Annotated in this window: 17 protein-coding genes, 1 tRNA gene and 2 pseudogenes; 12 read left to right on the forward strand and 8 right to left on the reverse strand. The window is 57.8% G+C overall.

What is annotated here, in order from left to right:
- Positions 1–77: 77 nt before the first annotated feature.
- The 3 genes from AUC61_RS03605 to gabD all read right to left on the reverse strand — a co-directional run bounded on the left by AUC61_RS03605 (position 78) and on the right by gabD (position 4,733).
- Complete coding sequence (locus AUC61_RS03605) at positions 78–1,424, reverse strand: HDOD domain-containing protein (RefSeq protein WP_243244491.1); 1,347 nt, start codon at positions 1,422–1,424, stop codon at positions 78–80.
- Positions 1,425–1,835: 411 nt separating this feature from the next.
- Positions 1,836–3,116: a 4-aminobutyrate--2-oxoglutarate transaminase gene (gabT, locus tag AUC61_RS03610; RefSeq protein ID WP_027901286.1), complete on the reverse strand. Its 1,281-nt coding sequence runs from the start codon at positions 3,114–3,116 to the stop codon at positions 1,836–1,838.
- A 174-nt stretch (positions 3,117–3,290) separates the two neighbouring features.
- Positions 3,291–4,733 carry an NADP-dependent succinate-semialdehyde dehydrogenase gene (gene gabD, locus AUC61_RS03615; RefSeq protein ID WP_243244492.1) on the reverse strand — a complete coding sequence of 481 codons (1,443 nt, stop codon included), beginning with the start codon at positions 4,731–4,733 and terminating at the stop codon, positions 3,291–3,293.
- Between the two features lie 351 nt (positions 4,734–5,084).
- Between gabD and AUC61_RS03620 the strand changes: the two genes are divergently transcribed.
- The 4 genes from AUC61_RS03620 to mnmH all read left to right on the forward strand — a co-directional run bounded on the left by AUC61_RS03620 (position 5,085) and on the right by mnmH (position 8,631).
- A tRNA-Arg gene (locus tag AUC61_RS03620) sits at positions 5,085–5,161 on the forward strand.
- Between the two features lie 395 nt (positions 5,162–5,556).
- Positions 5,557–6,090: a DUF3077 domain-containing protein gene (locus AUC61_RS26480; RefSeq protein ID WP_340163283.1), complete on the forward strand. Its 534-nt coding sequence runs from the start codon at positions 5,557–5,559 to the stop codon at positions 6,088–6,090.
- Positions 6,091–6,496: 406 nt separating this feature from the next.
- Entirely contained in the window at positions 6,497–7,531 is a 1,035-nt protein-coding gene (selD, locus tag AUC61_RS03630; protein WP_243244494.1) for a selenide, water dikinase SelD, read from the forward strand.
- Positions 7,531–8,631: a tRNA 2-selenouridine(34) synthase MnmH gene (gene mnmH / locus AUC61_RS03635; protein WP_243244495.1), complete on the forward strand. Its 1,101-nt coding sequence runs from the start codon at positions 7,531–7,533 to the stop codon at positions 8,629–8,631. The genes selD and mnmH overlap by 1 nt, the downstream gene beginning before the upstream one ends.
- 23 nt (positions 8,632–8,654) lie before the next feature.
- Here mnmH and AUC61_RS03640 read toward each other — a convergent pair whose 3' ends face one another.
- Entirely contained in the window at positions 8,655–9,710 is a 1,056-nt protein-coding gene (locus AUC61_RS03640) for a permease (RefSeq protein ID WP_243244496.1), read from the reverse strand.
- Positions 9,711–9,898: 188 nt separating this feature from the next.
- Positions 9,899–10,318 carry a MarR family winged helix-turn-helix transcriptional regulator gene (locus AUC61_RS03645; RefSeq protein ID WP_243244497.1) on the reverse strand — a complete coding sequence of 140 codons (420 nt, stop codon included), beginning with the start codon at positions 10,316–10,318 and terminating at the stop codon, positions 9,899–9,901.
- Between the two features lie 103 nt (positions 10,319–10,421).
- Between AUC61_RS03645 and surE the strand changes: the two are divergent.
- Positions 10,422–11,204, forward strand: a pseudogene (surE, locus tag AUC61_RS03650) (5'/3'-nucleotidase SurE).
- Between the two features lie 202 nt (positions 11,205–11,406).
- Here the strand turns inward: surE and AUC61_RS03655 are convergent.
- Positions 11,407–11,724: pseudogene (locus tag AUC61_RS03655) on the reverse strand (TonB-dependent receptor domain-containing protein); the annotation flags it as partial.
- 382 nt (positions 11,725–12,106) lie between these two features.
- On the opposite strand from AUC61_RS03655, the gene AUC61_RS03660 reads away from it, so the two are divergent.
- The 3 genes from AUC61_RS03660 (at position 12,107) to AUC61_RS03670 (ending at position 15,857) form a co-directional block, all read left to right on the forward strand.
- Positions 12,107–13,003, forward strand: coding sequence for a LysR substrate-binding domain-containing protein (locus AUC61_RS03660; RefSeq protein WP_243244498.1), 897 nt, complete (start codon positions 12,107–12,109; stop codon positions 13,001–13,003).
- Positions 13,004–13,293: 290 nt separating this feature from the next.
- The gene (locus AUC61_RS03665; RefSeq protein ID WP_371856675.1) at positions 13,294–14,601 is read left to right on the forward strand and encodes an MFS transporter; all 1,308 of its coding nucleotides are present in this window, start codon (positions 13,294–13,296) and stop codon (positions 14,599–14,601) included.
- The gene (locus AUC61_RS03670) at positions 14,598–15,857 is read left to right on the forward strand and encodes a metal-dependent hydrolase family protein (RefSeq protein ID WP_243244499.1); all 1,260 of its coding nucleotides are present in this window, start codon (positions 14,598–14,600) and stop codon (positions 15,855–15,857) included. The genes AUC61_RS03665 and AUC61_RS03670 overlap by 4 nt, the downstream gene beginning before the upstream one ends.
- Positions 15,858–15,962: 105 nt before the next feature.
- Here AUC61_RS03670 and AUC61_RS03675 read toward each other — a convergent pair whose 3' ends face one another.
- Both AUC61_RS03675 and AUC61_RS03680 read right to left on the reverse strand, forming a co-directional pair.
- Positions 15,963–16,244, reverse strand: coding sequence for a BrnA antitoxin family protein (locus AUC61_RS03675; RefSeq protein ID WP_087271719.1), 282 nt, complete (start codon positions 16,242–16,244; stop codon positions 15,963–15,965).
- Positions 16,204–16,476 carry a BrnT family toxin gene (locus tag AUC61_RS03680; protein WP_243244500.1) on the reverse strand — a complete coding sequence of 91 codons (273 nt, stop codon included), beginning with the start codon at positions 16,474–16,476 and terminating at the stop codon, positions 16,204–16,206. The genes AUC61_RS03675 and AUC61_RS03680 overlap by 41 nt, the downstream gene beginning before the upstream one ends.
- A 501-nt stretch (positions 16,477–16,977) precedes the next feature.
- Here AUC61_RS03680 and AUC61_RS03685 point away from each other — a divergent pair.
- From AUC61_RS03685 to AUC61_RS03700, 4 genes are all read left to right on the forward strand, one after another.
- The gene (locus AUC61_RS03685; protein WP_422765019.1) at positions 16,978–18,312 is read left to right on the forward strand and encodes a cytochrome c; all 1,335 of its coding nucleotides are present in this window, start codon (positions 16,978–16,980) and stop codon (positions 18,310–18,312) included.
- 15 nt (positions 18,313–18,327) lie between these two features.
- The gene (locus AUC61_RS03690) at positions 18,328–18,870 is read left to right on the forward strand and encodes a sorbitol dehydrogenase family protein (RefSeq protein WP_243244502.1); all 543 of its coding nucleotides are present in this window, start codon (positions 18,328–18,330) and stop codon (positions 18,868–18,870) included.
- Positions 18,867–20,501 carry a GMC family oxidoreductase gene (locus AUC61_RS03695; RefSeq protein WP_243244503.1) on the forward strand — a complete coding sequence of 545 codons (1,635 nt, stop codon included), beginning with the start codon at positions 18,867–18,869 and terminating at the stop codon, positions 20,499–20,501. The genes AUC61_RS03690 and AUC61_RS03695 overlap by 4 nt, the downstream gene beginning before the upstream one ends.
- Before the next feature lie 314 nt (positions 20,502–20,815).
- Entirely contained in the window at positions 20,816–21,580 is a 765-nt protein-coding gene (locus AUC61_RS03700) for a hypothetical protein (RefSeq protein ID WP_243244505.1), read from the forward strand.
- Positions 21,581–21,981: the final 401 nt, after the last annotated feature.

The following is a 21,981-nucleotide window of genomic DNA, read 5'->3' on the forward strand; positions in this document are numbered from 1 at the left end:
CCGAGCTTGCTCGCGATGAACGATCACGCGCCCTGACTGGTAAACCGCTATCGCGGCCTCGCGGTGCTCGTGCACTCCTACAGGTCGGTGTTTGCTTCAGGCTCCACCTCCGGCGCACCGTCCAGTAAATCCGGGCCTTCGTCCGCCTCCGCTTCGGGCAGCGTTTCAACCGACAATGCTACCGGTGGCGCCAGCAGACTTGGGTCCGTCACACCCGTCAGCTTCTTGCGCAACCGCTGCAAGTCCGCGACCGTCAACTTCAACAATCTGGCAGGTTTGGTTTTGAGCAGCGTCGTAACGCTGTCTTCATCACCCAGACGCGCCATGTGTCCGGCCAGGTTCATGACCAACACTTCGCGGGTATAAACCCCGGTGTTGTACTGGTAAACCGATGACGTCAACTCACGCAGTTCAAGCGGCAGACGCCAGCGCACGCGCAATGCTGAGCCGTAAGCGGCGGAATACTGCTCCAGCGCCTTGCCTATCTGCTCGTCATCCAGCTTGCCACCGGCCAGCAACCACTCCTGCAAACTGCCCAGCACGGCAAGATCACCCAAGGACAGCAGCAGACCCGCGCAAAAGCAACGCTCCGGATCCACATCAAGCATGCCCGCCAACACCCGTGCATATTCGGCCGTGCGTTGCGACATCTCCCAGAACTCGCTGGCCTTTGTCTGTAGCGCACTGCTGCTGAGGATGGACACGCGCTTCTTGGTCAAACCGGAAACAATACTGGCACTCTGCGGAGCGCCCAAAAGCGCCAGCGCCGCGCCCAGGGTCTGCACCGGTTTGACCAGATGTTTGGCCGCCGTATTGGCCGCAGCAATCAACACCGCCGTGATATGCGGGTCTGCGCGTAGCTCTTGTTCAAGCAACGTCGCATCAACGCCGCCCCCTACCTGACTGAGTTTGAGCGCAGTGGCAACGTCCACGAACAACGGCGCACCGTCGGCAGTGTCACGGTGTTTTTCAAGGTACTTGCTCAGCGTCTGACCCGGCGCAAGCGCTGGCACTGCGCCCGGCACCGGACAGGCCAACAACACGCCTTCAAGACGCTGGCGCAGCTTTTCGGTGTCCAGCGGTTTGGTCAGGTAAGCGGTCGGCGCCAGCGGGACAGCCTCGCGGACACTGGCGGTGTCACCTCGATTGCTGATCAGGATAAAAGGCACCTGAGGCTGGCGGCGCAATGCGCGCACACCGCGCAGCAAACTCAGACCGTCGACAACGGGCAACTCTCTGGCGGCGATGATCAGATCAGGAATGTGCTTCTTCAAGAACTCAACGACCTGCTTGCCATCGCTGCAAATCTCGAGCGCAACATCGTCACGCACAGCCAGAATCAGTTCACTGAGCGTTTCACGAATCCATGGATCGGATTCAGCAATCAAAACCCGAGGTCCTGCGGGTGTATCTACAGCTGTCATCAGAACTCTCTCGTCGAACAACTCATAACCAATGAACTGAAATGTATCTGTATGAACCAACCTTACTGCATCCGTTGAACTGGAATGCATTCCCTGTAGAAGTGACCGGGGTGGCGATCCACATTGCTCGCGATAGCGCCAGTCCAGGCGACAAATTAGTCGACCAAGAGATCGAATCGCGAGCAAGCTCACTCCTACAGGTCATGTGCTTGCTTCACGACAGCGCGAAGTCAGAAACACCAATACGAAGAACTACGATCCTCTTCCACCAATGCACCCACCTTAGCCAAAGCAAACGACGGGATATAGACAAAAAGCCTCATTTACCCCTTTTAGACGCAAAAAAACCCGCCGAAGCGGGTCTTTTTTGTCTGTTTGGTCACATTTTAATCAATTGCGACCCTGGCATTTTCACGCCAGCTCAGCGAAACATTCTTCGATGATTGCCAGACCTTTATCCAGTTGCTCGTCAGGCGAGGTCAACGGCACCAGAACTCGCAGCACATTGCCGTAAGTACCGCACGACAGCAGGATCAGACCCTTGTCGCGAGCCTTGGCCACCACCTGCGCAACAGCAGCAGCGTTTGGCTTGTGGGTATCGCCGTTTTCGAACAGCTCTACCGCGATCATCGCGCCCAGCGCACGGACTTCACCGATCACCGGGTACTTGGCCTGAATAGCCTTGAGGCCAGTTACCAGACGCTCGCCAACCGCTTTGCAGCGATCCAGCAGGTGCTCTTCTTCAAAGACCTGCAACACCGCCAGCGCTGCAGCACACGCTACCGGGCTACCGGCATACGTGCCGCCCAGACCGCCTGGGGCAATGGCATCCATATATTCAGCTTTACCGCACACACCGGCCAACGGGAAACCGCCAGCGATGGATTTAGCAAACGTAGTCAGGTCAGCCGTAACGCCCATCTGTTCCATGGCGAAGAACGTACCGGTACGACCCGCGCCGGTCTGCACTTCGTCAGCGATCAACAGGATGCCGTGCTTATCACACAGCTCGCGCAGACGAGCCATGAACGCCTTCGGCGCAACGTAGAAACCACCTTCGCCCTGAACCGGCTCGATGATGATTGCCGCGATGTCTTTAGGTTCGGCGTCGTTCTTGAAGATGCGCTCGATGCTGGCGATGGAATCATCAACGCTGATGCCATGCAGTTCACACGGATACAGTGCGCGGAAGATACCGCCCGGCATCAGGCCCATGCCTGCCGAGTAAGGCACGACTTTACCGGTCAGGCCCAGGGTCATCATGGTGCGACCGTGGTAAGCGCCAGTGAACGCGATCACGCCAGCACGGCCAGTGGCAGCGCGCGCAATCTTCACAGCGTTCTCTACCGCTTCGGAACCGGTAGTGACCAGCAGGGTTTTCTTGGCGAAATCACCTGGCACCTTGGCGTTGATTTTCTCGCAAAGCTCAACGTAGGGCTCGTAGGCCAATACCTGGAAGCAGGTGTGAGTCAGCTTGGTCAGTTGCTCTTGCACGGCGGCAATGATTTTCGGGTGCAGGTGACCGGTGTTCAGTACCGCGATACCGCCCGCGAAGTCGATGAACTCACGACCTTCAACGTCAGTAACGGTGGCGTTCTTTGCCGATTCGGCGAAGATCGGGTGAATCTGGCCAACACCGCGTGGAACAGCGGCTTCGCGGCGTTGCATCAATTCTGCGTTTGTCTGGGACATGTTTCCTCATTCGCCGCTCATCGGTCGGCGTGGTTCAAGGATCAAGCGGTGGATCAACACGTGACAGCATTCGATGATCGACTGTCACGGCCTCCAGCCACCAAAAAGGTTTTGAGTGCCACTAAAAACCGCCGAGACGTCGCTCTCGCGCCCCGGCGGCTGCAAACCCCTGCGTTAGACCGACAGGCAGAGGTATTTGATTTCCAGATAATCTTCGATGCCGTACTTCGAGCCTTCACGGCCAAGACCCGAGGCCTTGATACCGCCAAACGGCGCGACTTCGTTGGAGATCAGCCCGGTGTTGATACCCACCATGCCGTACTCCAGCGCTTCAGCCACGCGGAACACGCGGCTCATGTTCTGAGCGTAGAAGTACGACGCCAGACCAAACTCAGTGTCGTTGGCCATGGCGATCACTTCAGCTTCGTCTTTGAAGCGGAACAGCGGAGCCAGCGGGCCGAAAGTCTCTTCTTTGGCTACAGCTGCATCTTTGGACACGTTGACCAGAATAGTCGGCTCGAAGAAATTGCCTTCGATGCTGTTGCCACCGAACAAGACTTTCGCGCCTTTGCTCACGGCATCAGCAATGTGCTCTTTAACCTTGGCCACAGCTTTGCCGTCGATCAACGGGCCAGTGGTGGTGCCCTCTTCCAGACCGTTACCGATCTTCAGCTTGGCCACTGCGACCTTGAGCTTTTCAGCGAACGTATCGTAAACCGCGTCCTGCACGTAGATCCGGTTGGCACACACGCAGGTCTGACCGTTGTTGCGGTACTTGGAAATGATCGCGCCCTCGACGGCCTTATCCAGGTCCGCGTCGTCGAACACAATGAACGGCGCGTTGCCGCCCAGTTCCAGCGAGACCTTCTTGATGTCCTTGGAGCATTCAGCCATCAACTGGCGACCAATCTCGGTCGAGCCGGTGAAAGACAGCTTGCGCACGATCGGGTTGCCGGTCAGCTCGCTGCCGATATCGCCAGCACTGCCAGTTACAACGCTGAACACGCCCGCCGGAATGCCTGCACGCTCAGCCAGTTCAGCCAGCGCCAGTGCGGAATACGGGGTTTGCGAAGCAGGCTTGAGCACCATGGTGCAACCGGCAGCCAGCGCCGGGCCTGCTTTACGGGTGATCATTGCAGCCGGGAAGTTCCACGGCGTAATCGCAGCGGTCACACCAATCGGCTGCTTGAGCACGATCAGGCGCTTGTCCGGCTGATGGCCCGGAATCACATCGCCATACACGCGCTTGGCTTCTTCAGCGAACCACTCAATAAAGGAAGCGGCATAACCGATCTCACCTTTGGCCTCGGCCAGCGGCTTACCTTGCTCCAGGGTCATCAGGCGAGCCAGGTCGTCCTGATTTTCGATCATCAGCTCAAACCAGCGACGCAGCTTGTTGCCACGATCCTTGGCGGTCAGCGCACGCCAGGCTGGCAACGCCTTGTCAGCAGCTTCAATCGCACGACGGGTTTCAGCAGCGCCCATCTTCGGCACGGTGCCCAGAGTTTCATCTGTTGCAGGGTTGTTAACCTTGATGGTCTGGCCATTGTCCGCATCCAGCCAGGTGCCATTGATATAGGCTTGCTGGCGGAACAACTTGGAATCTTTGAGCTGCATGTCGGCCTCCGCTTTGATATACCGAAAATGCACCGCACACCGGCGGAGCAGGTTTTTGATCGTACAAAAGGCGCCTCGAACAAGGCTGCCATCAGGAAATCATCTGCCGGCCCCCGCCACGAAAGGTCAAAAATGCAGGAAAACCGGGCAAGAGCGTTTGAAATCTCAAACGAATCCTAGGCACTGCTAGGGCAAAGGACAATAGGCCGTTCGAAAAAAAGAACGCAATTGCCAACATCCGCCGGATTTTCTGATCAGCGTTAACCAAATACCCTGAAACGTGCAAAATCAACAACAGCACTCACCAGCATGGACGCCCGCCAACCAGATGAGTATCATGGCGCCCGCATTGCACCAGTAGCTCAGCTGGATAGAGTACTGCCCTCCGAAGGCAGGGGTCATGGGTTCGAATCCCGTCTGGTGCACCATATTTGATTTCAGAGCTGGATTAGCAGATCTGAAATTACCCAAAGCCCGCCTTGTGCGGGCTTTGTTGTTTTTGGTGGCGGGATTTGCGGAATCCCCCTACATCCTCCGTCCGCTTCACATCCTTGTCGCCCCCACTCCACAACCCTAGAGTCCACGCCGTCGCTGCAAACGTAACGACCGGGCTTGGCCGCTCGACTAAACTCCAGGCGCACAAGCGCTCACCATTCGATCTCGGGGATGTATTCCGTCTGCGATGTCGAGTTATGGCAGCTGTGCGTGGGACACCTTCGGGTGTGCCGGGTGCCTGGAGTTCCGGTCGGCCAACCCGCGTACAGTTGCCACCCTGATTTGCTTGGCCGCAAACGGTGGCAGCTTCCAACTCCAGGAGCAGTCAATGAAGCAACCGCATACCTCAATCAAAACCCTCGGCACCACCACCTTCTCCACCTGCGGCCCAGCCCGTCAGCCGCTGTTTCGCATCAATCCCGACATACCTATCGAATCCGCACTGGAACACGCTTCCAGCCTATTGGCGTGTATCCATGAATTGAGCCTCGGCGCCGCGATGGATAATGCGGGCGAGAAGAGTGTCTGGGCTGTTCATTATTTGAGCGATATGGCGAAGGCGATTCTGGATGATGCGTTGTCGGCTGGCGCAGCAAAAGGTCAAATGATCTATGCTTCCGCTGGCGTCAGTCAGAGTGAGCACCACCCCAATAGGTGCCACAAACAGCACGACATTGAGGAGCGGACGATGGGCAGAACATCGAATGATGACCGTAGCGACAGCCTGAACCCAAACAACGATGCTTACCAATCGAGCATGGATAATCACTCAGACCAGCTCAACCCGAACAATGAACGTTACCAAGGGACCAGTGACGATGAAGATATGGATCAGGGAGACTGCTTCGAGCACGGCGAGTGACGGATATGTGAGCAGATAATAAGCAGTTCAGATCACAGGGTGACGTGTTGCATTTTAATGGGCAAAACAGGCCGGATTAAGAGACATTAACCAGCTCCACTTGGTGTGACACTGCCTCTGCAACCTGGCTTGAAGCCCCCCCTGAAAATAGTCGCCCCGCAGTTCATGGGTTCGAAATCCCGTCTGGTGCACCATATTTGATTTCAGAGCTAGATTGATGGCCTCATATTACCCAAAGCCCGCCTTGTAAGGGCTTTGTTGTTTTTGGTCGGAGAGTACTTCGCTGAGAACCTAGCCATATCGACAAGCACTGTGGACTGAAACCCCGCCCCACAATCCCCACCTTCATCAAGCCGCGCGTCCCCTCTGTTAGAATGCCAACCCTTTACACGCAGAGTCGCATCCCATGAGCGCAACGGTCCGTTTGACCCAATACAGCCACGGCGCCGGCTGCGGTTGCAAGATCTCGCCCCAGGTGCTGGAGGTGATCCTCGCTGGCAGCGGCGCACAAAATCTCGATCCAAAACTTTGGGTGGGTAATGCTTCGCGGGACGACGCGGCGGTCTATGCCATTGATGAAGAACGCGGAGTGGTTTCAACGACCGATTTCTTCATGCCTATTGTCGACGACCCCTACGATTTCGGGCGCATTGCCGCTACCAACGCGATCAGCGATATCTATGCCATGGGTGGCGATCCGATCATGGCGATCGCCATTCTGGGCTGGCCGGTCAACGTGCTTGCTCCGGAAATCGCTCGCGAGGTGATTCGCGGCGGCCGTGCGGTTTGTGATGCTGCGGGCATCCCGCTGGCCGGCGGACACTCCATTGACGCGCCAGAGCCGATCTTTGGCCTGGCGGTCACGGGCTTGGTCGAAAAACGCTTCATGAAACGCAACGACACCGCCACCGTGGGCTGTACGCTTTATCTGACCAAACCATTGGGGATCGGTGTACTCACCACCGCCGAGAAACAAGGCCTGCTGCGCGACGCTGACATTGGTGTGGCACGCGACCAGATGTGCACGCTCAATACCGTCGGCAGCCGTTTCGGTAAGCTCGCCGGGGTCACGGCGATGACTGACGTCACGGGTTTCGGCCTGCTAGGTCACTTGGTGGAAATGGCTGACGGCAGCCAACTGACCGCACGTATCGAGGCCAACGCCGTGCCGCGCCTGGCCAGTGTTGATTATTACCTTGAGCGAGGGTGCATACCGGGCGGCACGCTGCGCAACTTTGACAGTTACGGGGGCCGCATCGGCCAATTGACCGACTGGCAAAAACATCTGCTATGCGACCCGCAAACAAGTGGCGGCCTGCTGGTCGCGGTAACGCCTGAGGGCCAGGTGCAATTTCTGCAGACCGCCGCCGACGCGGGCCTGAGCTTGCACCCGATTGGCACACTCATCGAGCGCCAGGCCAACGCCGTCGAGGTGTTCTGATGCGCGACAACAGCGACGATTTGCGCCATATCTTTCTAAACGATATCCCGCTGATGGACGTCCGCGCGCCCGTGGAATTCACGAAGGGTGCCTTTGGTCAGTCCATTAACTTGCCACTGATGAATGATGCCGAGCGCGAGGCCGTAGGCACGGCCTATAAACAACACGGGCAGCAAGCCGCCATCGAGTTAGGGCATCGGCTGGTGTCTGGCGATACCCAGCAGGCCCGCATTGAGGGCTGGGCTCAGTTCGTTCGGAATCAACCCGAAGGCTATCTGTATTGCTTTCGCGGGGGCCTGCGGTCGCAGATCACCCAGCAGTGGCTGAAGGACATTGCCGGTATCTCTTACCCGCGAGTGCTGGGCGGTTACAAGGCGATGCGTACTTTCCTTATCGAAACCATCGAATACGCCGTTCAGGAGTGTGAACTGGTGGTAGTGGGTGGCTTGACCGGGTCCGGCAAGACTGAAGTGCTGGCGGCGTTGAGCAACGGCCTCGACCTCGAAGGCCACGCTAACCATCGGGGCTCCAGCTTCGGCAAACGTGTCAGTGGCCAGCCTGGGCAGATCGACTTTGAAAACGCTCTGGCCGTGGACATCCTGAAGAAGCGCCATCACGGTGCTGATCATCTGATACTCGAGGACGAAGGTCGCACCGTCGGCAGCCGCGCGGTGCCGCTGTCGCTGTTTCGACAGATGCAATCCGCGCCTTTGGTGTGGCTACAAGATAGCGTTGAGAGTCGGGTGGAGCGGATTCTCAAGGATTACGTGATCGACCTGTGCGCAGATTTCGTCGCCGCGTATGGACAGGACGAAGGATTCAATGCGTTTGCTGAGCGCCTGCGCCAGAGTCTGGCGAGCAATCTCAAGCGCTTGGGGGGCGAGCGCTATCAGCGCCTGGCAGCAATTATGGATGGCGCTCTGCAGACGCAGCAGACCACCGGGCAAGTGGACGCGCATCGGCAATGGATCGAGCAGTTACTCAACGAATACTACGACCCTATGTACGCTTACCAGCGCGACAGCAAGTCCAAGCGTATTGAGTTTGCCGGTGACCAAGCCGCAGTCATCGACTATTTACGGCAACGCCGCAAGGGGTGAGCCCAGCGGCGCCTGCGCCTTTTCTAGAAAATCAGCGTGCCGATGACGCCGCTGACAATGCCCACCAGCATGGTCAGCAACGCGACGGCCACCAGCACCCGACGATCAAAAGATTTACGCAGCATTAATAGCGACGGCAGGCTGACGCTTGGCAGCGTCATCAATAGCGCGACGGCGGGGGCTGTACCCAAGCCCAGACCCATCAGGGCCTGCACAATAGGGATTTCTGCCGCGGTAGGAATCACAAACAAGGTGCCCACGACAGCGAGTGGCACCAGCCATAGCCAGCTATTGGCCATTGCTCCGTCGACGTGAGGGAAGAGCCATACCCTTGCCGCTCCGAGAATCAGCACCGCCAGCACGTAGATCGGGATGGTGGTCCAGAACAACTGCCACATGGTGCGTAACCACTGCACCGGGAGGCTGCGGGTATCTGCAGTGGTGGCCACTTCAACGGCATCCACGGCTGCTTGCGGCAGCGCTTCTGGTCGCGACATGCGCTGGCCGAGTAATGCCGCACCCAGCACAAGTGCTACGCCAGCCACCAGGCGCAGGCCAGTGAACTGCCAACCGAGTACGAAGCCCATGAATATCAATGTGGCGGGGTTGAGTACCGGGTTTGCGATCCAGAACGCCAACGCCGCACCTTCCGATACATTCTGCCGCCGTAGCCCCGCCGCAACGGGGGCCGCGCAGCAGCTACACATCATGCCCGGCAGGGCGAACAGTCCTCCCCGCAGCGTAGAACCGAAGCCGGCTTTTCCGAACGCTCGCAGCAACCAGTCGCGGGGGATAAGTACCTGTACCAATGAGCCAAGGATGATCGCCAGCACGGCGGCCTTCCAGATAGCCAGGAAATACACCTGGGCGTAACTCAGTGCAGCAAGCCAGGGCGACGCCGAATGATCGTTGAGGATCGAGCCGCCAATGCTATGCGTGTCGGCAGCGACGAATGACTTGAGGTAATAAGGTGACCATTTGACGTAGTACAGGCCGATTACGGCGACCAACAGGAACAACGCCGGTTTACACCAGAATGCCCAAGAGCGGGTTGTGGAGGGATGAAGCTGGGTAATCATGATGAGATCCGTGCAGAAGCGTCCCCTATCATACGTCACAGGCCGCGTAGATGCGGGAGTGTGAAGTTTCCGGGTTCTTTTAGCCTTGTGCGCAACTGTGCGGGCTGTGTCGTTTCTCGTGGTTCGTCCCTACGCCCCGATGACTTCCCTGCCGTGTATACCTTTGACTGCGGGCCATTTCCTTTCAGTCAGCTTTTATAAGCGCTTAGTTTCTCCATCAGCGCGCCTGCAGCTTGTAGCTGTTTTTGCTCTTCAATCGAAAGACAGGCCTGCGCCGCGTTGCAGAGCCATTCGTCACGGCGATCCCGGCTTTCCTGCAATACCAACCTTCCCTTTTCGGATAACCCGATCCAGGTACGGCGGCGATCATCCGTGTCTTGCTCGCGCGTAATCAACTCCCGGTTTTCCAGGTCTCGCAACAACGAAGCCACGTTCGACGATCGCATGTTTTCCACGTCTGCGATTTTTGAAGGCGTTGCCATTCCGTCCATGTGATCGATTGCACTGAGGACCAACATCTGGGACCAGGTTTCTGGGTGGTTTTGCGCTTCCTGACGTAGACGTTTGCTTAAACGAGTCAGCTGTCCGCGAAACAACGAAATATCCATAAGCCAATACCTACAATCAAATAGCTATGCAATCATAGCTAAAAAAGCTTTGCAGTGTTGCTACCTTCTCTCAGCCCAGAGAAATGCCAAAAAGAGGACGAATATGTCTAGCTGCCACCCAAGATTCGAAAGAATACTCATCACCAATGATGACGGTATCGATGCTCCGGGGCTCAAAATTCTGGAGCGCGTCGCTTCGCAGCTGGCGAATGAGGTTTGGGTAGTGGCGCCATTGCTCGATCAGAGCGGCACGTCGCACTCATTGAGTTTGCACGCCCCATTGCGCCTGAGCTTTCATGGCGCCAGACGCTTTGCCGTCAACGGCACGCCTGGGGACTGTGTGGCGATAGCGCTAGGACATTTGCTCAATCACGATAAACCGGACCTGATTCTGTCAGGAATCAATCGAGGCGCAAATCTGGGCGTGGAAACAGTGTTCTCGGGTACGGTCGGGGCCGCAATGACAGGAATGCTGCATGGCGTTCCGTCCATTGCATTGAGCCAGGCATTTACCGATAGAAGTGCCGTGCCTTGGGACATTGCGCTTAACCATGCGCCGCATGTCATCACGCAACTCATGGGCATGGACTGGCCCAAGGATGTCTGTCTTAACGTCAACTTCCCTGGCTGCCCATTGAGCGCCGTACTGCCGTTGAAAATCACCCGCCAAGGTTCCGGACGTTTGAGTGGTGTGTCTGTGCGCTCAGAGAATGATCCTCGTGGCCTTGAGTACCATTAGTTGAGGCTGGATAGACATGCCGAGCTTGATGCAGCAGGCAGCGAAACAGCCGAGCTGCTTGCCGGGCACATCACCGTAACGCCGCTTCAGTTTGAGCGAACTCATCGCGAAGCTGTTGAATCGTTTGAACGACTGAGTCGAAGCTAGACGCCAGACGTTACCGACAAAAAAGGCTCAGTGAAACCTGAGCCTTTTCTGTTTCTACACTTCGAGCTCGCTTACCTCCAAGCAATATCCCCATCAAAAATCAAACGTAACCCCCGCATACACCGCACGCCCATCCCCCGGCGAGTGCAGCGAGCCTTGCGCGCCGTCCGGGTCGTCCGGGTCGTACCAGACGTATTCGTAGTAGCGGTCGGTCACGAGGCGGCACTTTGTATGCGGCGGCGCCGGTGCCGACCTGGAAGGTGCGCCCCCAGTTGGCATACAGGCTGGCCTGTTTCCAGGGTGAGTACACGACGCTGATTTTCGGTTGTTTGATCAGGCCGTCGTTGATGTCGGAGTCGAGACCGGTCATGCGGTTGGTAAAGTCGCCCTCGATTTTATCCACGCGATACGCCGGGATGATTTTCAGTGATTCGAAGGGTTGGATGACGGCCTGGACGTAACCGCCATAGGTGTTGAAGTTGAATTGCTGGTCTCGGGTTCGCGCCTGACGTGTTCGGTTCGGGTTGAGACAGTCGCGAGTAGGGGGCTAATTGCCGCAGGAGTACAGCTGATTTGCAGCTTCGCCTGTTGGAGTCACCGGGTAGGAATTCACAGGGCTGGCGACTAACGATTTCGTGGCAGGTCTCGTCGACCGAGGCGCTTGAATCGCGAGCAAGCTCAGCTCCCACAGGTTAACCCTGAGACAGCGGCGAGCGTTGTGGGAGCCGGGCTTGCCCGCGATACATGAGACGCGGATAGACGACATACCGCGCAATCGTTTATCGCTGGCAGGTGGAGCGCCACCCCGCGTACACAAGTTCAACGGGGCTAATCCATCTGGAGGTGAAACCTCCGCGCTTTTTTGTTCTGATGGCGGGACTTCACGACTGTCCGGATCCCCCATGCGCATCGAACCTCTGCCGCCACTGCAAACCCTGATCGCTTTCGAGGCGGCGGTACGTCATGGCAGTTTCACTCGCGCTGCCACTGAGCTGCATTTGACGCAGAGTGCGATCAGTCGGCAGGTGCAGCAGCTTGAGGAGTTTCTGGGGCGGGCGTTGTTTCGGCGGGAGCACAAGCGCATCCACCTAACGGTGGCCGGGCAGGTGTATGCCGAGCAGGTGCATCGGGTGCTTGCCCAATGTGCTGAAGCGACGGCGCAGGTCATGACCCACAGCGGCGAGCAGGAACTGACGCTGGCGTGTTCGAGCGGTGTCGCGGCGTTATGGCTGGGGCCGTTGGTGGGGCGTTATGCCGATGAGTTTCCCAATGTCGACGTGCGCCTGCGGGTGGTCGACGGGCTGGATTCGCTGGTGCGTGCGGAGTTTGATCTGGCGGTGTATTTCCTGCGCTCGGGGTCGCCGCCGGGGCTGGACAGTCGGCTGTTGTTTGCGGAGTCGGTGGGGGCGTATTGCGCGCCGGGCTATCTGCAAGGCCGGGTGCTCAAGCCGCAAGCGCTGTTCGAACATCGCCTGTTGATGCTTGAGGATGGTCAGCGCCAGTGGCTGTCCTGGACAGACTGGTTTGCACGGCAGGGTATCGATGCTTCGGCGATTTCCAAACGTCTGACGGTCAATAACTACCCGGTGATGGTGGACCTTGCCATTGACGGACGCGGCATTGTGCTGGGCTGGAAACCGATGATTGATGGGCATGTTAAGTCCGGGGCATTAGTGCCTGCTTGTGATGTCCATGTGGGCGAGATCGGTGGTTATTATTTGCTCAATCCGTCGGGGCAGTTTCCGAGTCGTGCGGCCCGGTCGTTTGAGCAGTGGTTGACGGTTCAGAGCGGGGACTGAATTACGTTTTTCTGTAGGAGCTGCCGAGCACCGCGAGGCTGCGATAGGGATTTGTCGGACGCACCGATATCGCAGCCTCGCGGTGCTTGACAGCTCCTACAGATCCACGCCCTCTTGCATGCATCCAGCGCATGCATATCTTCCCAATGAGCGTTTTCCCGCATTCAATTTCGCGAGTTATTCTCGGGCCTACAAGGGCACAAGACCCTGACGATGTTTCACCCGATTGCTTCTCTGCCCCACTCGTGCGCGGGACCACTCCCTGCGTAATTTGCATGCAGGAGTTCAACGTGAACGCTATAAAAAACACGCCAACCCACAACCAGAAAGCACGAAAAGCCGTGATCGCGACAGTGATCGGCAACGGTCTTGAATGGTTCGACTTCACGGTCTACAGCTTCTTCTCGGTCATCATCGCCAAGGTGTTTTTCCCCACCGACAGCGAACTCACTTCTTATCTACTGGCATTGGCGACTTTCGGCGTAGGCTTTTTCATGCGTCCGGTCGGCGGCATTGTGCTGGGCGTTTATGGGGACAAGCACGGGCGTAAAGCAGCTCTTTCGCTGACCATCCTGTTGATGGCGCTGGGTACGCTGATCATTGCGATCACCCCAAGTTATGCACAGATCGGCATGATTGCGCCGGTGTTGATTGTGCTCGCACGGCTACTGCAAGGCTTCTCTGCGGGCGGTGAAATGGGCAGCGCGACGGCCTTCCTGACCGAGCACGCCCCAGACGGCAAGAAAGCGTTTTACTCCAGCTGGATTCAGGCCAGTATCGGCGTCGCCGTGCTGCTGGGTTCCACGCTGGGCGCTATCCTCTCGAACTACCTGACTCAGGCGCAGCTGGAAAGCTGGGGCTGGCGGATCCCGTTCATCATCGGCACGCTGATCGGTCCGGTCGGTTTCTACATCCGTAGCCGCATTGACGAGACGCCGGTCTACAAAGAGTCAAAAACCACCGAATCGCCACTGCGCGAAGTCTTCCGCACCTATCCACGGGAAACCCTGATCAGCTTCTCGCTGGTTGTGCTGTGGACGGTCTGCACCTACGCGATTCTGTTCTACATCCCGTCCTATTCCACCCGCGTTCTGGGGCTGCCAAGTGGCATCGGTTTCAGCGCCGGGATGATGGGCGGCGCGGTGTTGATCGTGGCGACGCCCATTGTTGGCATGCTGGCTGACAAAACCGGTCGCAGGCCTTGGCTGCTGGGTTCGGCGGCGGCGATTTTCGTTGCGGCGTATCCGATGTTCCTGTTCATCAACCAGATGCCAGGGCTGGCCTCGCTGCTGATTTTTGAAGTGGTGATGGGCCTACTGATCGCTGGTTACATCGGCTCGATTCTGGCCGCGTTCAGCGAACTGCTGCCGACTCACGTGCTGTCCACCGGCCTGTCCGTGGCCTACAACTTTGCGGTCACAATCTTCGGTGGCTTCGCCACGTTCACGATTACCTGGCTGATCGCCAATACCGGCAGCAACGTCGCGCCGGCCTTTTACATCATGTTCGCGGCCGTGGTCAGCGGTTGCGGCGCGTTTCTGTACCGCGACCGCAAGACCACCGCCAATGCCACCTTCAAGGGAGCAGCCTTGCAATGAGTACTGAAAAAACGACACGCCTGATCCTGCGCAACGGCCAGTTGCTCGACCTGAACAAAGGCGAACTGCTGGGCGGTCTGGAAGTTGTGATCGAGGGTGGGCGCATCAGCGCAGTTCGCCCACAAAATGACGCTGTCGAAGCCGACGCCCAGGTCATCGACCTGAACGGCCGTACGCTGATGCCCGGCCTGATCGACTGCCACGTTCATGTGCTGGCTTCCAACGCCAACCTGGGCATGAATGCGCTGCAACCCAACGCGATCATCATGTACCGAGCCCTGCCGATTCTTGAAGCGATGCTCAATCGCGGTTTCACCACCGTGCGTGACGCGGGCGGTGCTGACTGGGCGCTGGCTCGCTCTATAGCACTGGGTCTCGTGCCGGGGCCGCGTATTTTTGCAGCGGGTAAAGCGCTGTCGCAAACCGGTGGTCACGGTGACATGCGCGCTCGCGGCGAGCTGCTACTGAGCGAGCCGTGCTCGTGCTGCTTCCGCGCTGGCGCTATCGCCCGCGTCGTGGATGGCGTCGACAACGTGCGTCTGGCGGTGCGTGAAGAGCTGCAACAAGGCGCCAACCAGATCAAGATCATGGCCTCGGGCGGCGTATCATCCCCGACAGACCCGATTGCCAACACGCAGTACAGCGAAGCGGAAATCCGCGCCATCGTCGATGAAGCAGAAGCCGCCAATACCTATGTGATGGCCCACGCTTATACCGCCCGCGCGATTCGTCGCGCCATTGAGTGCGGCGTGCGGACTATTGAGCACGGCAATCTGGTCGACGCCGACACGGCGAAACTGATGGCTGAAAAAGGCGCGTTCGCCGTGCCGACCCAAGTCACCTACGAAATGCTCGCCAAACATGGCGCCGAAGCCGGTCTGCCGCCTGATTCCGTGGCCAAGATTGAAGACGTGCGCATGGCCGGTCGTAACGCACTGAAGCTGTTCGCAGAAGCGGGCGTGGAAATGGGTTATGGCTCAGACCTGCTGGGCGACATGCATCAGTACCAAAGCCATGAGCTGCAGATCCGCGCCGAAGTACTCGGCAACCTCGCCGCCCTGCGCAGCGCCACCACCATCGCGGCCAAAATCCTGCAACGCGAAGGTCAATTGGGCTGCATCGCCGAAGGCGCTATCGCCGACCTGCTGGTGGTCGACGGCAACCCGCTGGAATCCATCGAGTGCCTGGTGGGCCAAGGGGAAAACCTGGCGATGATCATTCAGGAAGGCGGCATCAAGAAGAACACCTTGGTGTAAACGCTGAAGTGCTTCAGAGCCCGCCTTGCGCGGGCTTTGTTGATTCTGGGATTGGCGAAAACCATGTGCAACCGCAAGCTCCGCTCCTGCAAGGGGAAACGCTAATCAAACCTGTAACTCCGAAGGAGTGTGTGTCTTGAGCCAGTCAGCAAGCGCTGCGTTCATGCGTGTCTGCCAACCCGGACCTGACGCTCTGAATTGCTCAAGTACCTCAGGTGCAAGTCGGATCGTAATACGCTCACGCACCGCGTCAGACTTTGGTCTGCCACGTTTGATGACGCGGCTACCCTGATATTCATCAGCTCGCTCGAAAAAAGCGTCTGTCAGCTCTGGCGCATCATCCGGGTCAACCCAATTGATACCGGTAGAAGTTTTTTTCTCGCTCATTGGCTTTCCTCATGGAAATGATACGGCGAGCCGCGCCGCGCGGTGTCCAGATCATGACGAGCATTTGCCCATGCAGTAAGCCAACAGTAATAAAGCGCACTTCTCCATTATCCACCCGGTCATCCTCGGCAGTGAAATAGTGCCCCGCAAATACATGCACCGCATCGGCAAAATCAACGCCACGCTCGGCCAATGTCTTGTCACGCTTGGCTGAATCGAAGGTAATTTGCATGTATTTATTGTATGCACAATAAATATATCCGCCGATTCTTACAAGGCCTCCAGTCAATGCAGGGAATTTCAGCAGATATCGAAGAATTGATCCTTGTTCACGTAAGACTCCGACCGATCTCCAAAAAAACAGCACAAACGTTCCAAAGCCCTCCCCTCCAAAGTCATACAGTCGTCGTACATCTAGCCCATACAGGCCGTGGCCTGCAGGCGAGATGCCCGACCTAGAGCCTTCGACGATTCAAAAATAGCATGGCACTTTGCCTGTTTTGGATGTTGCAAGATGTTACGGATCGTGAAACATTCCCCTCGTTTTTGTGCGACAACTTGTCGCTAGCGCTGAATTGACGCCTTCCGTGAGCGTCGTTTCCGACCAAGCGCACCACTAGCCTCCGAACCTGAAAAGCCACGGCTGCAGTTGCCTAAGGTAGACAAATACATGTCTTGTTTTATTCGAGAAAGACAGCGGATCAGGGGTGCCTGTCTGGGCCTGCTGACGCTGATGTTTTGCCTGGCGGGCTCCGCCAGTGGCGAAGAGCTGGAGGCCAATGCGTCGGCCGGCAAACGTCTGGCAATTGCGTCGGACTGCGTTGCGTGTCACACCACGCCTGGCGGCAAACCATTCGCGGGCGGCTACCCGCTCAACTCGCCAATGGGTGTGATTTATTCGACGAACATCACCCCGTCGAAAACCGCCGGTATCGGTAACTACACCCAAGAGCAATTTGCTCGAGCGGTGCGCGACGGCGTGACGCCTGATGGCACGCACCTGTACCCAGCGATGCCGTACACCTCGTATTCGAAAATCACCGACAGCGATATCGCAGCGCTCTACGACTACTTCATGCACGAGGTCCCTACCGTAGAAACGCCGTCGCCGAAAACTGAACTGGCATTCCCGTTCAACATTCGCGCATCGATGATTGGCTGGAACCTGATGTTCCACGACACCACTCGTTTCACGCCGGACGCCAGCAAGTCCGCAGAGGTGAATCGCGGTGATTACCTGGTCAACGCTCTGGCCCACTGCGATACCTGCCACACGCCACGTAACTTCCTGATGGCTGCTGACAACAGCAAACCACTGGGCGGCGGATCGCTGGGGCCTTGGTATGCGCCCAACATCAGTTCCGACAAAGTCAGCGGTATTGGCGCCTGGTCGAGCGATGAAATCGTCGCTTACCTGCGCACCGGTCACGTGGAAGGTAAAGCACAAGCGGCAGGTCCGATGGCTGAAGCGGTCGAGCACAGCCTGCAATATCTGCCGGATACAGACCTGAAGGCTATTGCTGCGTATCTGCAGCAAACCCGGCCAGTCAAATCGGGCGAAACCAAGGCACGCCATGAATTTGGCCAGGCTTCGACTGATGAGCTGACCCTGCGTGGCGGCAAGCCGGAAGACAATCCGGGCTGGCATGTTTTCAGTGGTACTTGCGCCAACTGCCACCAGGCAAACGGCCAGGGCAACAAAGAATATCCGTCGCTGTTCAACAACACGGCCACCAGCCGTGCGGACAACCTGATCGCGACCATCGTCTACGGCGTGCATCGCACCGTCGACGGTGTGGCTGTGGACATGCCGGGCTTTGGTCCAGACGCATTCTTCACTGACCGTTTGACCGACCAGCAGATCGCCGACGTCAGCAACTATGTGCTCTCGCACTATGGCAACGCGGCCGAGAAAGTCACCGCCGCCGACGTCGCCCAAACTCGCGCAGGCGGCCCAACGGCTCCGCTGGCGACACTGGCCAGGTTCACGATCCCGGCAATCACCCTCGCGGTTCTGCTGATCGGCCTCGTGGTATGGCTGATCGCACGCCGCCGCAAGGGAGCCTGAGCAATGGATAACTCAATGAATCACAAGCAAGCACCGACTCAAGCTGAATCACCGACCGGCTTCTCTCGCCGCAATCTGCTGCGCGGCTCCGTTGCACTGGGCCTGATGGGTCTGGTGGGTGGCATGCTACCGTGGCAATCGGTGCTGGCCGCCGATCAGTCGACCGCTGACTTCATCGCGCTGTCGCAGTTTCTGGTCAGCCGTCCGGTCAATCCGGTATTGGCCGGGCGCTACTACACAGCCCTGGCCAAACGCGCGCCGAACTTCGCCGGAAACGCTGCAGCTTTGAAGCAGTTGATCGTCGACAACAACCTCAAGCATGTCGATGAGTACCTGAAGCTGGCCAACCCTGACGCGTCCCTCAAGGCGACCGCCACCAGCATCATTGCAGCCTGGTACCTGGGCATTGTCGGCGAAGCAGCCGACACGGAACTCGTCGCCTTCTCCGAAGCGATGATGTACCTCCCGACCCACGGCACCCTCATCGTCCCAACATACGGCAGCGGCCCGGCTACATGGGGTCCCAAGCCAGCAGACACCAAGGATTCCAGAATATGAGCAGCGGTGATTTCGACGCCGATGTGGTGATCATCGGCTCCGGCGTGATGGGTGGCCTGATTGCCAGCGAACTGGCAAAAGCCAAAAAATCAGTGATTGTGCTGGAAGCAGGCCCTCGGGTTAATCGACGCGACATCGTCGAAACCTTCCGCAATGCGCCGATCAAACTGTCGCTGGCCAACGCCAAACTGCAAGGCGCTGGCTCGCCATACCCAAGCCTGCCGCACGCGCCGTCCACTTATGGCGACTACCTGCAGCAAGTCGGGCCGGTGAAATACAACACGTCGTACCTGCGCGTGGTGGGCGGTACCACCTGGCATTTCGGTTCGTCGCTGTGGCGCATGTTGCCCAACGACTTCCGCCTCAAGTCCCTGTACGGGCGTGGTCGCGACTGGCCGATCAGCTACGACGAGCTGGAACCTTTCTACGCTCGCGCCGAAACAGAACTGGGCGTCTCTGGCGTCGACGGTCAGGATGAAAGCGGCCAGGGCGGCGAAGCATTCCCGCCCCGCTCCATTCCCTACCCGATGGAAGGCCTCAAGCCGAGCTACATGTTCAAGCGCCTCTCGGAATTGCTGAGCAAAGGCGGCTACAACCCGATTCTGGAGCCCAACGGCCGCGCCACTCGCCCTTACGGCAAGCGTCCACCGTGTGCAGGCAACAACAACTGCAACCCGGTGTGCCCGATTGCCGCCAAGTACGACGGCTCGATGCACATCGACGAAGCCGAGAAACATGGCGCCAAGGTCATGGACAACTCGGTGGTGTACAAGATTGAGGCCGACGACAGCGGCAAGATCACCTCGATCTGGTACATGAAGCCTGACAAGTCCAAGCATCAGCTCAAGGCCAAGTACTTCGTGCTCGCGGCTTACGGCATCGAGTCACCGAAACTGTTGCTGATGTCCACGTCGGAGAAATACCCGAACGGTATCGCCAACTCGTCTGACCAGGTCGGCCGCAACCTGATGGACCACACTGGCATCAGCATGAACGTGATGACCAAGGAAGACATGTGGCCGGGTGAAGGTCCGACCCAGTTGCTGGTTTATCTGAACAGCCGCGACGGTGCCTTCCGCAAGGATTATCCGAGCTACAAGATCAAGGTGCGTAACACCGTGCCGACCTCGCAGATCACTTCAAACCTGATCGCTAAAGGCGTGCTCGGTTCCAAGCTGGACGAAGGCATTCGCCTGCAATCGGCTCGCTCGCTGAACTGGGCGGTGGACTTCGAAACCTTGCCGCTGCCGGAAAACCGCGTCACGCCAAGCAAGACCAAGTTCGACGCCATCGGCCTGCCGGTACCGGAGATCTACTACAGCGTTCCGGATTACTGGCATGCCGGTAAGGAAAAGGCGCTGGAGGACTTCAAACAGTTCGCCAAACTGCTCGATGCCGACATCCTCAGCACCGACGTGGGCTTCCAGAACCGCCAGCACATCATGGGCACAACCATCATGGGCGACGATCCGAAGGACTCGGTGGTCGACCGCGATTGCCGCACCCACGATCACCCGAACCTGTTCATCGCAGGCACCAGCGTCATGGCGTCCTCGTCCAGCGTTAACCCAACGCTGACAGGCGCGGCACTGAGCCTGCGGATCGCGGATGAACTGCTGAAAGAGGTTTAAAGCGCTGGATCGCCAACCCTCTGTAGGAGCTGCCGAAGGCTGCGATGGCGGTCTGTCTGACATACCGCTTCGCGACCGTCGTAACCTCCGATGGCTCCTACAGGGAAATCGGTGTAGCTGGTAAAAAGCGCTTTACCGTGTAGAAGCTGCCGAAGGCTGCGAAGCGTTTATCCTGACATACCGCCATCGCAGCCTTCGGCAGCTCCTACAGGGGTTAAACCCAAAACCTGTAACGCTGGCGAAACACTTTCAATCGGTTTAACCTCGCCAATCCGCAGCGCAATGGATGCGCCGTCGACATCAAGGAAGAGTGCATGGATCCCAGCGAGAGCCCGTCTCGGGACAAACTCAATCCATTTGAGCACCTGCATGCGCAGGCCGATGACGCGCCTCGGGCATATAGACGCCACCCCTCCAAGCCTTCACGACTCTATCGCCGTATCTTTGTGCCCTTGATTTTCATCGTTGCTGCTGGCTATCTGCTGATGCATTTCAGTGAACGCCTGCAGAACGTCATTCAGCAGGTCACCGCCTACCGAAATCCAGCGCCTGCGCTGCCCGCCAGCTCGAATCCTGTGCCACCGATGTACACACGCGACGCCTTGGTCGCACCGAAGCCGCTGGCCGATTGCATAAAACCCGACAACATCATCGACGAAGCAGTTGCCACCTGCCGCTACGGACAATTTCCACGCGCAACCGAAGATACAAATGCACAGGGCATGGTGAGCGCTTCCTACATGGCAAAGTACAAAAGCGACCAGCAACAGCCCCCGGCCCGAACCAAACGCGTCACCGCTTTCAACATTGAGCGCGCAACGGTCTGGCAGTGGGACGGCAAACGCACCTACGCCGCCGAGTGGGCGATCAATAGCAATCGAATCGACGGCAGCAGCGTTTGCGCCAACTATCGACGCGGCTCGATTGAACACCGCGAATGCCGCAAAGGCGCCAAAGTTTACTTCCGGGAAAAGTGCCGAGAATGGGGCAAGCGCCGGGATAAAGATGGCAGCGATGCGAGCCAGGCTATCGAGGAGCGCTTTTGCGCGGCAGGTGAAGGTTTCAACCCACTGGGTTGAGCCCTTATCAAAATGGCGTAAATGCCCTCATGCAGCCAAATGATTGCTAGCAATCTGGCCATCATCAGTTTTTTTGCCGTTTTTTTCGACATCTTTTGTAACGCCTTACGCCCCCTGAAACTGGGCGCGTCGTGCGGCACGGTGCGTCATCACGCCACAGGTGGCCCCGGCTAGAGCGGTTGCCATCATCGGTCTCAGATGGGATAAACAAAAAGCAAACGGGCTCGAAAATCTATAAAAAACGTAGATTCATGGGTCATTGAAGTCGTATAGCGGCGATCCTGCATCAGCTAAAAGTCCACACGTATTGTGTTCGCGCATTGTGCCAACAGCGTGCTGGTCACCCCTGCCTTTCAACCTCATTGAGGCCATTCATACGGCGTCACCAAACGCTGTGCTGT

This window comes from Pseudomonas maioricensis (assembly GCF_022790535.1).
In the GTDB taxonomy this organism is placed as follows: Bacteria; Pseudomonadota; Gammaproteobacteria; order Pseudomonadales; family Pseudomonadaceae; genus Aquipseudomonas; species Aquipseudomonas maioricensis.